This window comes from Parasedimentitalea psychrophila, from assembly GCF_030285785.1.
Classification (GTDB): Bacteria; Pseudomonadota; Alphaproteobacteria; order Rhodobacterales; family Rhodobacteraceae; genus Parasedimentitalea; species Parasedimentitalea psychrophila.
This window is the reverse complement of sequence record NZ_CP127247.1, coordinates 2,942,429-2,954,849: the sequence shown is the minus strand read 5'-3', so window position 1 is coordinate 2,954,849 and position 12,421 is coordinate 2,942,429. Positions and strand designations below refer to the sequence as shown.

The following is a 12,421-nucleotide window of genomic DNA, read 5'->3' as shown; positions in this document are numbered from 1 at the left end:
CGGCCGTCAGTTAGGCGGCGGTCACAGCTGGCCGGCCGCCATGTTCATGTCATTGCAGCGACCGGGTCCAACGATGCTCGACATCCGGTCCGACCTGACGGGTTTCAATCAGCTGGAATCGCGGCGCTTGTTCCAACCGGGTCAGGCCCAGGGCGCCAATCATCGGCAGCCCCTCGGCACCAATGCCCAGCCCGGCGGTAAAGCCGATCAGCTCGTCCACCAGATCGAGGGCCAGCAGTGACGCCGCCAGCGCGCCGCCGCCTTCGCAGAACACCCGGGTCAGCCCCGCCTTGCCCAATTGTTGCAGGATATCCCCAGCGTCCAGCTGCATGCCGCGAACAGCACAGGGTAGCAGCCTGGCGCCCAGACCCTCCCAGGCCTTTAGCCGCTCAACGTCAGCGCCGGCGCCGTGACACAGCCAGAGCGGCACATCTTTGGCGCTGCGGGCCAGCTGGCTGAGCAGCGGCAGATCCAGATGGCGCGAAATCACCACCCGCACCGGCTGCTGCGCGACCCCGAGATCACGCACGGTCAGCGACGGATCATCTGCGCGGGCGGTGCCTGCCCCGACCATCACCGCGTCATGACGGGCCCGCATCGCATGCACCGCCCGGCGCGCCTCGGGGCCGGTAATCCACTGGCTGTGGCCACTGCTGGTGGCAATGCGGCCATCAAAGCTGGCGGCCAGTTTCAGCGTCACCAGCGGGCGGCCCTGTTCTGTCTTCAGAAAAAATCCGGCATGGTCGCGGGCGGCCTGATCAGCAAGCACCCCTGCCTTGACCTCGACCTCAGCCCGACGCAGACGTTCAAACCCCTGCCCCGAGACCCTGGGATCGCTGTCTTCGATTGCCGCCACAACCCGGGCGATGCCCGCGTCGATCAAAGCCTGAGCGCAGGGCGGCGTCTGGCCCTGATGCGCACAGGGCTCCAGCGTCACATAGGCGGTGGCGCCGCTGGCCTGCGCCCCGGCCTGGGCCAGCGCCATGGTTTCGGCATGTGGCCGCCCCCCCGGTTGGGTCCAGCCACGCCCGACGATCCGATCCCCCTGCACCAGCACACAGCCCACCGCCGGGTTGGGCCAGCACAGCCCCTGGCCCCGCCGCCCCAGACTAAGCGCCAGCGCCATGAACCGGGTATCAGTGTCGCTCACTCTTCCGGCGGCGTCAGCGGCCGCAATTCATGGACAAAATCCTCAAAATCATCCGCCGCCTGGAAATTCTTGTAGACGCTGGCAAAGCGCACATAGGCCACGGTGTCGATCCGAGCCAGCGACTCCATCACAATCTCGCCAATCCGGCTGGACTGAATATCGGTGTCGCCCATGCTTTCCAGCCGCCGCACGATACCCGAGATCATCTGGTCGATCCGCTCCGGATCAACCGGGCGTTTCTGCATTGAAATCCGGATTGACCGCTCCAGTTTGTCACGGTCGAAATCTTCGCGTTTGCCCTTTGACTTGATCACCACCAGATCACGCAGCTGCACCCGCTCATAGGTGGTAAAGCGTCCACCGCAGGCCGGGCAAAACCGCCGTCGCCGGATCGCAACGTGATCCTCGGCGGGCCGGGAATCCTTTACCTGGGTATCAACATTCCCGCAAAACGGACAGCGCATTTACAGTTCCCCTCAATCAACTCGACCACAACTTGTGCGGAGTTCAATATAGTTATCCACAGTTATAGGGCAGACGCTAGGATTTGGGTAGGGGGATATTCACACCCCTAAATAGAGGCCATGATAGGCGCGGGCAGGCCATCCGGCGCCTATGTTTCGGTGTTTCGATGTTTCGATGTGAAACCGGGTCTGTGGCGCGGTTAATAATCCCACAGCATATTCATGAAAAACGGCCGCCTGTAGCACTGGTCAAACGCTGCGGTAACCGAGCGCGAATAGCCCACCGTCAGCACATTGAGAATCAAACTGGACTGATAGGGCTCGATGCCGATCGCATCGGGGGTCAAGGTAAATGTCACCGCATCCCTTGCCCCTGTCGTCACGCCCCGGCCAACGTCACTGACCACATAAATCCGGGTCTTCCAGGGCGCCCGCACGACACGGCGCACATAATCTCCGATGCCACACCAATAGTCTTCTTTTTGCACTCCGGGGCGGCCAATGACCTCAATCACGTTCTGGTCGACCCGGTTGACATAGAGCGAGTTGGTCGCCCGGAATTCCTGCGCGGTCAGCGGCAGCGCCAGCACCGAGGCGGCGACAATGGCAAGGGGTTTAAATATCGATTTCACCATCTACCTCCAGTCTGCCGCCGCCCGGTGATGCCGCTGCATTCGCGCATTTGCATCACTGTGCTGAGGCCAGACTCATATGTTAAAATACTGCATTCACAACAAGTCGAGCAGATACGGATCGCAGTGCGAATCTCCGCCTTGAACGGTTTTATAACTGCCCACATTAAACCCATCTGCGCGCAGTATGGCACTGGGCTGCACATGAGAGCCAACCGGGTCAAGTGTAAAGAGCACGGTGTCTTTGCGGCCTGATACCTCGCCTAGGCCAAGCCCCCGCACAACATAGATCGGCGTCTGCCAGCCGGCCCCCAGATAGCGGCGCGCATATTCCGAGCCGGCGCACCAATAGGCCGAGCGGGTGGCGCCAAATTGTGGGGCCACCTCAAAAACCACGCCCGCATGGGGATAGGCCCGGGCGCCATATTTTAAACTTTTGAAATTACTGGCTTCGACCGTGCAAGCGGTGATCGCGGTGATCGCAGCGCCGCAGAGAAGCAATGTAGAGAGAGATTTTTTCATTTTCAAACCAACACTTAAAACGCCGACATGGCCTAGCCATCTGCCCCCATCATAGCCAGCTTGCGCCGGTATGCCAGCCCAATCCCGGGGTGCCCCGGTCAGGCGGGCAAAACCCTGCGACAAATGGGGGGCTGATTATTGGCTGCCGACGGATTGCCGGGGCTTGGATCGCAGCGTCAGATTTATGCGGGCCGAGCCGGAAACGGGATGATTTTAGCCGATTGGCGCGGCGCAAGCAGCTGTTCCAGCACTGTCAGGATGTCACGGCTGGCGGCGTCATCGGCGAACTTGGCCCTGGCCGATTGGCGCAGAAAGGCCCGCGCGCCATCGGCGTCCAGCGCCTTGAGCGTCAGCGGGTGATCGCGCAGCGCGTCAATCATGAACTGATTGGCCCGCGTCATGGCGTTCAGCGACTGGAGCTTTTCATCCAACAGGCCGAGCGCCTCGTTCAGGTTTGAATTTGCAGACATCGTAATCCCCAGGCGAATGCGTCCCACCAATGGGCTCAGTCTAGAGAGGTGGCTGCCGTGGGGCAATGCAGAAGGTTACCAAATGGTTAACGGCATTGATGGGCAATGTTAGCGGAAAAGTTGATCGCCCATCTGGTCGATTGCGACCTTTGATTTCTGGATCGCCGCCTCGGCAGCGGCGTCGCTTGAGTTGAGCGTGTCGGCGCGGATGAGCCGGTGGATTTTCAATTCGCCCGCGATTTCCTTCTCGATCCGGGCAGCAAGACGGTAGTGTTTCCCTTCGGCAATGGGATCGGGGAAAATGGCGAACCCTTTATAGAGCACCGGCTCGGGGGCCGTGGGGGTAGCCGCGCCGGACCCACCGAAGAGTTTTTTCAAAAGCGACATGTCGGGCTCCTACTGGTTTTCGTGGAGGGTGACATATCGCGTGGGGGATTGCACGGGGGGAAGGTGCTTGACGATATTCACAAAGGGGCGCGCTTGACCTTGGAGAGGTGCAAAGCGCCTTCGTCGTGCTGAAAGCACGCCTTTGGCGTGACGGGAAGGTCAGGCGCGGCCCGGCGGTGCCGGGCTAATTCCCATACTTGGTCCAAGCTTTGTCATATAAACAATTATCGCCTACCCCGAGATCGATGAGTTTAAGATGCCCCACCCATCTCTTTTCTGGTTTTTCCAGGCTACAACGGCATTCCATTCCAAACTGATTTTAATCAAAAGAACCTCCAAAACGAAAAACGCCCCCTTGCGGGGGCGTCTTCTAAATCACTGATCCAAGAAACTCCGCAGTTTCCTGCTTCGGCTTGGATGCTTCAGTTTCCGCAGCGCCTTGGCCTCGATCTGACGAATCCGTTCGCGGGTTACCGAGAACTGCTGGCCGACTTCTTCCAGCGTGTGGTCGGTGTTCATGCCGATGCCAAAGCGCATCCGCAGCACACGTTCCTCACGCGGGGTGAGCGAGGCCAGCACGCGAGTAGTGGTTTCCTTGAGGTTTTCCTGAATGGCGCTGTCGAGCGGCAGCACGGCATTCTTGTCCTCGATGAAATCACCCAGCTGGCTGTCTTCTTCGTCACCAATCGGGGTTTCCAGTGAAATCGGCTCTTTGGCGATCTTCATCACCTTGCGAACCTTCTCCAGCGGCATTTGCAGCTTGGCGGCCAGTTCTTCCGGCGTCGGTTCGCGACCGATTTCGTGCAGCATCTGGCGACCGGTGCGGACCAGCTTGTTGATGGTCTCGATCATATGCACCGGAATACGGATGGTGCGGGCCTGATCGGCGATCGAGCGGGTGATCGCCTGGCGGATCCACCAGGTCGCATAGGTCGAGAACTTGTAGCCACGGCGGTATTCAAACTTGTCCACCGCCTTCATCAGGCCGATGTTACCTTCCTGGATCAGATCCAGGAACTGCAAGCCGCGGTTGGTGTATTTCTTGGCGATTGAGATCACCAGACGCAGGTTGGCCTCGACCATTTCCTTCTTGGCGGCCCGCGCTTCTTTTTCGCCTTTTTGCACCTGTTGCACAATGCGGCGGAATTCCGAGATATCCAGACCGACATACTGGCCGACCTGGGCGATTTCGGCGCGCAGCTCTTCGACTTTCTCGGTGGAGCGGTCGATGAACATCTTCCAGCCACGGCCCGGCTTTTGGCCCATTTCCGCCAGCCAGTTGGGGTCCAGCTCGCGGCCCCGATAAGCGTCAACAAATTCGCGACGGTTGATGCGGGCCTGGTCGGCCAGTTTCACCATCGAGCCGTCAATCTGCATGACCCGGCGGTTGATGCCGTACAGCTGGTCGATCAGCGCGTCGATCCGGTTGTTATGCAGGTGAAGCTCGTTCACCAGCTCAACGATTTCCGAGCGCAGCGCCTGATAGACCTCTTCGTCTTTGGCGCTAAAGGAGCCGTCTTCGTTCAGGGTTGCCGAAATCCGGCTGTCCTGCATTTCCGACAGTTGCGAATAATCCGAAGAGATCCGCTCCAACATGGTCAGAACCTGATCCTTGAGCGCGGCTTCCATCGCAGCCAGCGACAGGTTGGCCTGATCGTCCTCGTCATCGTCGTCGTCATCGTCCTGGCTGATCGGATTGCCGTCGGCATCCAGCACGGTGCCAGCCTCAGCCTCGGGCTTTTCGGTCTTGGCGGCATCCGTGGGGGCGGTCACCGAATCCTGAGGTGTTCCGTCCTCATTCATCGTGTTGCCAAAAGTGGTTTCCAGATCAATGACGTCGCGCAGCAGAATGTCTTCGGTCAGCAGTTCATCATGCCAGATGGTGATCGCCTGAAAGGTCAGCGGGCTTTCGCACAGCCCGGCGATCATCGTATTGCGGCCGGCCTCGATGCGCTTGGCGATGGCGATCTCGCCCTCGCGGCTGAGCAGCTCAACCGAGCCCATCTCGCGCAGGTACATGCGCACCGGATCATCGGTGCGGTCCAGCTTCTCAGACGCGGCGGTGGCGATGGTAACTTCACGGGCGCCGTCAGCGGTGACCAGATCGGTCGAGCCCTTTTGCTCTTCCTCTTCGGCTTCCTCGTCCTCGATGATATTGATGCCCATTTCCGAGAGCATCGACATCACGTCTTCGATCTGTTCCGAGCCCACCTGATCGGGTGGCAAAACCTTATTCAGCTGGTCATAGGTGATATAGCCCTTCTCGCGGGCCTCAGAGATCATCTTTTTGACGGCAGCCTGACTCATGTCCAGCGAGGTTTCAGGTTCCTGGTCGTCACGTTTGCGGTCGTCGGTGTCTTTGGCGGCCATTCAATGCTCCTACAGGGGCTAAGGGCGATTCGGTCTAGGCGAATCACTCATGCAGCAAGTGATTCGTCACCCCGTTTACCCGGTTTCTCTAGGTACTTCCTTATGAAAGCGACTCAGCGGCGTTTTCGTGAGAAGTTGATTCCATCTGTTAGCGCGCTCAACAGGTTGCGTTCATCCCGGTTCAGGCGCGCCCCGTTGTCGGCAATATCATACTGCGCGCGGTCTTCGTTTTCACTGCGCACCGCCTTATTGCGGGCCTCGGCGGCCTGCCCCAAACGCCAGGTCACCGCCTCATCGGCGAGCCCGCTCAGGTCTTCTTCGGCCTCGGCCACCTCGGCATCCAGCCCAAGCCGCGCTTCTATTTTGGCGAATTCTTCACTCAGCATCAGGCTGGCGGTTTCCAGATCACCGGGGTTGCGCAGACAGGGGCTGATTGCGACATGGCGAAGCGCATGCAGGTTTTCAAGGGCATAAGGCCCCAAAGCATAGAGTATTTCATCCTGCAGCCGGTCCGGCGCGCCCACGCCGTAGCGCAGGATCATATCGCGCATGATGGCATGGTCCGGGTCGGCGCAGGACATCCGTTCAAAATTGGCTTCAAATTCAACGATCACCGCCGGCGTGGCGATGGCGCTGGCCAGAATAACCGCCTCTCGCATGGCAATGGCTGCCTGATCGGTGGCCGCCGCCAACATGGAGCTTTTGGTGCTGGCCAGCGGTTGCGGCACCGCTTTGCCCGGACGCCATTTGCCGCGCGCCCCGTCCTTGAAGCCTCCCTTGGCGGTGAAGCCACCCTTGGGGGGAAAGTCACCATTGGGGTTAAAGGCCGCACTGGCAGGCTTGCGATTGCCGCGATACAGCTCCCAGAGCATGTCTTTGACGTCATCGCCATAGTGTTTGCGGATCGACGGATCGCGGATCAGTTTGATCTTTTGGCGCAGGCTTTTGTCCAGCCCGGCCTTGCGTTCGGGGCTGTCGAACACCTTGCCCTCGGTTTCGCGCTGCCACAGCAGTTTCACCATCGGCATCGCTTGATCCAACAGCGCCTGCACCGCCGCCGGACCCTGACTGCGGATCAGATCGTCGGGGTCTTTGCCTTCGGGCATCATCGCAAAGCGCAGCGATTTACCGGCCTCCAGCAGCGGCAGCGCCAGATCAATCAGCCGCATTGCGGCGCGCAGGCCGGCGGTGTCGCCGTCCAGCGCAATGATCGGCTCATCCGCGATCCGCCACATCATCATCAGCTGGCTTTCGGTCACTGCGGTGCCCAGCGGTGCCACTGCCGCCTCAAAGCCGCCGTCCGCCAGAGCGATCACATCCATATAGCCCTCGGCCACCAGCAGCGGCTGACCCTTGCCAGCGGCCACCCGGGCGGGGGCGAGATTATACAGGCTGCGGCCCTTGTCGAACAATTCGGTCTCGGGCGAGTTCAGGTATTTGGCGTTGTCATTGGGATCCATCGCCCGGCCGCCAAAGGCAATGGCACGGCCGCGGGCGTCGCGGATCGGGAACATGATGCGATTGCGGAAGGTGTCATAGGGTTTACCGCCCTTGGTTGACGGCTTTGCCAGCCCAGCACCGAAGATCAGATCCTCATCCACGCCCTTGCCACGCAGGTGGTCCCACATGTTCTGCCAGCCATCGGGGGCAAAGCCGATCTGCCAGCGTTCCAGCGATTGCTGCGACATGCCGCGCCGTTCCAGATAGGCGCGGGCGTCATGGGCGCGGCCGGTGTTCAGTTGCAGACGGAAGAACTGCACCGCCTGTTCCATCACATCCACCAGCAATGTGCGGCGGTCCTGTTTCTGTTGCGCCTGAGGGTCGCGGGCGGGCATTTCCATCCCGGCTTCGGCGGCGATGATCTGCACCGCCTCCATAAAGCCGACGTTTTCAGTTTCCTGCACAAAGCCAATCGCATCGCCCTTGGCCTGACAGCCAAAGCAATAATAGAATCCCTTGCGGTCATCGACGTGGAAACTGGCGGATTTTTCGTGGTGAAACGGGCATGGCGCCCACATGTCGCCCTTGCCCATATTGGATTTGCGCTGGTCCCACATGACTTTGCGCCCGACAACCTGGCTCAGGCTGACGCGGTTGCGCAGTTCATCAAGGAATCCGGGGGTCAGTGACATGGGGGTAATGTGCCAGAAAACGGAAGCAGTTCCAAGCCCGGGCTGCGTTTACAGTGGGTTTGGATAGGTGCCAATTATGTAGAAAGAAGGGGGCTTACTGGATCTGTTCCAGACAGCGTTCTTTCCAGACCTCCCCCAGATCCTCGTTGCGGATCACCTTCATCTTCATCTCGTAGACCCAGGGTGCAATCAGCGGAATGGCGGCATTGTAGTTGTCCGGCCAGTCTGGCTCGGCGGCGATAAGGGCTTCGCTCACCGCGCGTTCCTTGACCCGGTCGCGCCGGGCAGCCTGGATCGCCGCCACCACATCCGCCTGATAGCCGCAGCTTTCCTCGGCTGTTATTTCATCTGCCATCACCGGGGTTGCCAGCACAGCGGACAAGAGGGCAGCGCTTAGCGCGGTCAGGGTCTTCATCAGGCAGCTCCGGTGAATCGTCAGGGTCACGCCAGACTAAAGCGCCCGTCGCCAAGTGGGAACCGGTTTTCACCGGGGACCGTGTTGAATTTCAGCCCCCCAACCCCAGCCTGTTCCCAAGCCGATCCCTGCCCTAGCCCCGCGCGGTCACCCCTGCCATCGCAGTCTTCAGATCATGCACCAGGGTGCGCGCCATCGAGCGAAACACCATAACCTGAAACATATCCGGGCCAATGCGGGTGATCGAGGCCATCATATGGGCCAGTTCCGTCCGCACCGTATGGCCCAGCTCGAAGTTCTGGCGGCGCAGATCCACCGGCACAAATCGCGCCAGCACATCCTCGGCGCCGCTCCCCTCCAGCCGCACCACCGCCCAAGCATCGCCCTGATCGGTGAGCGCGGCAAACTCCGCCAGCCCTGCCGCTGCCACCGGACCCTGCAACAGCGCCATGCCCTGGCCAAACCAGATCACCCGGGTGCCAGCCTTGCCGGTGCTACGGTTGACCGCAGGGAAGCCCATGCCATGCGCCGCCTCCAGCGCTGCATTCAGCGCGGCGTCCTGCCCGGCATAAGGCGCAATCGAGGTCATTGCGTCGGGCAGGTCTTCGGTCAGCGAGACACTGCCGATGGTCAGCGGCAGTAGCCCATCACAGGGCGTCAGTGCAATCAGTTCAACCACGGGCACGACCTCCTTCGGGATCAAAGAATACTGGGCTCACCACTTCGCACAGCGCATCAATGCCGCGCATGTGATCCACCAGACGGATCTCTTCGCCAATGCGGTCCGCGCCGTTTTTCAAGAACGCCAGGGCGACCGAATGACCTAGGGTCGGCGAGAACCCCGCCGAGGTGACATAGCCCTGATCATAGACCCGCTCAACCGGATCATCAGGATTGAACAGATGCGCCCCGGTGGTCAGCTCTTTAACTGCGCCAATAGGTTTCAGCCCCACCAGCCGCTGGCGATCTTTGTCCATCAACCCCGGCCGCGCCGACATTGGCTTGCCGATACAGTCTTTCTTTTTCGACACCATACCCTGCATCCCCAGATCAAAGGCGGTGACAGTGCCGTTCAGCTCGGCATGGGTCAGGAAACCCTTTTCAATGCGCAAAACATTCAGCGCCTCCATGCCATAGGCACCACCGCCCAGCGCGCGGGCCCGCTGCAACAGCTCGCGAAACAGCGCATCGCCATAGCGGGCCGGCACCGCAAGCTCATAGGCCCTCTCGCCCGAGAACGAGATCCGGAACAGCCGCGCCGCGCCGCCCAAGACGTCAACCGCACCGCAAGCCATGAACGGCCAGCTGGCATCATTGATCTGATCGCCTAACATGCCATTCAGCAAGTCGCGCGATTTGGGCCCGGCAATGGCAAACTGCGCCCATTGCTCGGTCACCGAGGCGATTTGCACATCCCATTCCGGCCGCAGCACCTGATGCACAAACTCCAGATGCGCCATCACCTGCCCGGCAGCGGCGGTGGTGGTGGTCATCACATAGTGATGCTCGCCCAGCCGCGCGGTGGTGCCGTCATCCATCACAAAGCCATCTTCGCGCAGCATCAGCCCATAACGGACCTTGCCCAGCTTTAGCGTGCTAAAGGTGTTGGTATAGACAAAATCCAGCAGCTTTGCCGCATCCCGCCCCTGAATGTCGATCTTGCCCAGGGTTGAGACATCGCAGATGCCCACCGAGCCACGCACCAGCTCAACCTCGCGATCACAGGACTGTCGCCAGTTGCTCTCGCCCTTGGTCGGGAAATAGCTGGCACGGTACCACAGGCCGACTTCGATCATCGGCGCGCCTTGCTCTTTGCTGGCCAGATGCGAGGTCAGCAGCCGCTGAGGCCTGAACCCCTGCCCTGCCGCCCCGGCGCCCATTGCGGCGATAGAAACCGGCACAAACGGGGGCCTAAAAGTGGTGGTGCCGGTCTCAGGTATGCCGCGCCCGGTGGCATCCGCCAGCACCGCCAGCGCCGCCACGTTTGAGCTCTTGCCCTGATCGGTGGCCATGCCCTGTGTGGTGTAACGCTTCATATGCTCCACCGAGCGGAAATTCTCAGCTGCGGCCTGTTTCACATCCTTGACGGTGACATCGTTCTGGAAATCCAGCCAGGCACGCCCCTTGCCGGGCACCGCCCAGAGCGCGGTGATATTATAGGGCGCATCCTCCGCCTCTGGCACATCAGGTCTGGTTGATTTCAACCCCAGATCGGCCAGCACCTGTGCGGCGGCCTCCCCCCCCTCGCGCAGCGCCCCGGAGGTCGAGAAGGTGCCATTGCAGGCACCGGCACAGGTCAGCCCCGGCACTGTTCCCGGAGTGGGCACAAAGCTGGCAATGTCGCGGTTCCACTGGGGCCGCCCGTTCAGATGACAGGTCAGATGCAGCGTCGGGTTCCAGCCGCCCGACATCGCCAGACAATCGGTCTGAATGCGCTCCTCGCCCGCAACCGAGCGCACGGTGATACTGTCGATCCGCTTGCGGCCGCTGGTGTCACAGATCTGCGCGCCCTTCATCACGGCGTACAAATCACTGTCCGGCGCGTCATGGCGGCTGTCCACCAGCAGTGCCACATGCACCCCCGCCTGCACCAGATCGCGCGCGGTGTGATGGGCCTGATCATTATTGGCAAAGACCGTCACCCGCTGTCCCGGAGCCACCCCCCAGCGGTTCAGATAAGAGCGCACCGCGCTGGCGGTCATGATGCCGGGGCGGTCATTGTTGGCAAAGGCTATGGGGCGCTCAATCGCCCCAGTCGCCAAAACCGCCCGCCTCGCCACGATGCGCCAGAAACATTCACGCGGCAGGCCAGCGCGGCGCGGCTGATGATGGCCGACCCGCTCCAGCGCGCCGTAGGTGCCCTGATCATAAGCTCCGGTGATGGCGGTGCGCGGCATCAGCCGGACATTGTCCAGGCTGGCCATCTCCACCAAGACCTGCGCCACCCAGTCCGCCCCGGACAGGCCGTCGATCTGCTCAACCTCAGCCAGCAGGCGGCCTCCCATGCGGGCATCCTCTTCGGCCAGAATAACATCGGCGCCCGCCCGACCGGCGGTCAAGGCTGCCATCAACCCGGCAGGGCCAGATCCGATCACCAGCAGATCACAAAACCCATAGGCCTTCTCACAAGGATCCGGATCCGCCAGCCCCGACAATGCCCCAAGTCCCGCCGCCTTGCGGATCACCGGCTCATAGAATTTCTCCCAGAACGCCGCGGGCCACATGAAGGTCTTGTAATAGAACCCGGCGCCCAAAAACGGCGCCGCCAGATCATTGATGGCCTGCAGATCATGCTCGACCGAGGGCCAGCAATTCTGACTGCGCGCCTCCAGCCCGTCAAAGATCTCTTGGCTCGTGGCGCGAATATTGGGATCGCTTTGCGCCCCTGAGCCGATAGTCACCAGCGCATTTGGCTCTTCACTACCGGCACTCAGAATGCCGCGCGGGCGGTGATACTTGAACGAGCGCGCCACCAGATGCACCCCATTGGCCAGCAGCGCCGAGGCCAGCGTGTCGCCCTCCAGCCCCATCATGTGGCGCCCGTTAAAGGAAAACGTCACCGGCCTGGCGCCCTGCAACAACCCTTTGCCTGATATCCTCATCGCGCGCCCCCCAGATCCGCAGCCGAGGCCAGCGCGGTTGACAGCACCGCATGACTGACAACATTGCGACAGACATCGATCCAGGCACCGCAGCCCATCTCATGATACCACAGCTCATGCAGCTCCCCTGCCGGATTGTCCCGCAGGTTGACATGATCATGCCAGGCCTCCAGCGTCGCATCCGCTGCCGGGCGCGCCAATGCGGCGCCCTTGACATAAAACTCGCGACGATCGCGCTCGCCGCAATTCGGACAGTTGATCCTCATGCGCCAGCCCC

12 protein-coding genes are annotated in these 12,421 nt (G+C 61.1%); all 12 read right to left on the bottom strand.

The annotated features are described in order from the left end of the window. Positions 1–49 precede the first annotated feature (49 nt). Positions 50–1,126 (bottom strand): bifunctional diaminohydroxyphosphoribosylaminopyrimidine deaminase/5-amino-6-(5-phosphoribosylamino)uracil reductase RibD, encoded by a 1,077-nt coding sequence (ribD, locus tag QPJ95_RS14420; protein WP_286018280.1) that lies wholly within the window; start codon positions 1,124–1,126, stop codon positions 50–52. A gap of 20 nt (positions 1,127–1,146) precedes the next feature. After that, positions 1,147–1,614, bottom strand: coding sequence for a transcriptional regulator NrdR (gene nrdR / locus QPJ95_RS14415; protein ID WP_270919797.1), 468 nt, complete (start codon positions 1,612–1,614; stop codon positions 1,147–1,149). Positions 1,615–1,814: 200 nt separating this feature from the next. Then, on the bottom strand, positions 1,815–2,246 hold the full coding sequence (locus QPJ95_RS14410) for a hypothetical protein (RefSeq protein WP_270919796.1): 432 nt from the start codon (positions 2,244–2,246) through the stop codon (positions 1,815–1,817). Positions 2,247–2,342: 96 nt separating this feature from the next. Then, positions 2,343–2,768 (bottom strand): hypothetical protein, encoded by a 426-nt coding sequence (locus QPJ95_RS14405; RefSeq protein ID WP_270919795.1) that lies wholly within the window; start codon positions 2,766–2,768, stop codon positions 2,343–2,345. Positions 2,769–2,950: 182 nt separating this feature from the next. After that, positions 2,951–3,238: a hypothetical protein gene (locus tag QPJ95_RS14400; protein ID WP_270919794.1), complete on the bottom strand. Its 288-nt coding sequence runs from the start codon at positions 3,236–3,238 to the stop codon at positions 2,951–2,953. Between the two features lie 108 nt (positions 3,239–3,346). Beyond that, on the bottom strand, positions 3,347–3,625 hold the full coding sequence (locus tag QPJ95_RS14395; protein WP_270919793.1) for an HlyU family transcriptional regulator: 279 nt from the start codon (positions 3,623–3,625) through the stop codon (positions 3,347–3,349). A 375-nt stretch (positions 3,626–4,000) separates the two neighbouring features. Next, a complete protein-coding gene (rpoD, locus tag QPJ95_RS14390) occupies positions 4,001–5,995 on the bottom strand; it encodes an RNA polymerase sigma factor RpoD (protein ID WP_270919792.1) in 1,995 nt (664 codons plus the stop codon). Positions 5,996–6,108: 113 nt separating this feature from the next. Further along, positions 6,109–8,127, bottom strand: coding sequence for a DNA primase (dnaG, locus tag QPJ95_RS14385; protein WP_270919791.1), 2,019 nt, complete (start codon positions 8,125–8,127; stop codon positions 6,109–6,111). Between the two features lie 94 nt (positions 8,128–8,221). After that, positions 8,222–8,542 carry a hypothetical protein gene (locus QPJ95_RS14380; RefSeq protein ID WP_270919790.1) on the bottom strand — a complete coding sequence of 107 codons (321 nt, stop codon included), beginning with the start codon at positions 8,540–8,542 and terminating at the stop codon, positions 8,222–8,224. Between the two features lie 133 nt (positions 8,543–8,675). Then, the gene (locus QPJ95_RS14375) at positions 8,676–9,221 is read right to left on the bottom strand and encodes a sarcosine oxidase subunit gamma (protein WP_270919789.1); all 546 of its coding nucleotides are present in this window, start codon (positions 9,219–9,221) and stop codon (positions 8,676–8,678) included. Continuing rightward, the gene (locus QPJ95_RS14370) at positions 9,214–12,144 is read right to left on the bottom strand and encodes a sarcosine oxidase subunit alpha family protein (RefSeq protein ID WP_270919788.1); all 2,931 of its coding nucleotides are present in this window, start codon (positions 12,142–12,144) and stop codon (positions 9,214–9,216) included. Before QPJ95_RS14370 ends, QPJ95_RS14375 begins: the two co-directional genes overlap by 8 nt. Further along, entirely contained in the window at positions 12,141–12,410 is a 270-nt protein-coding gene (locus tag QPJ95_RS14365) for a sarcosine oxidase subunit delta (protein WP_270919787.1), read from the bottom strand. Before QPJ95_RS14365 ends, QPJ95_RS14370 begins: the two co-directional genes overlap by 4 nt. Positions 12,411–12,421: the final 11 nt, after the last annotated feature.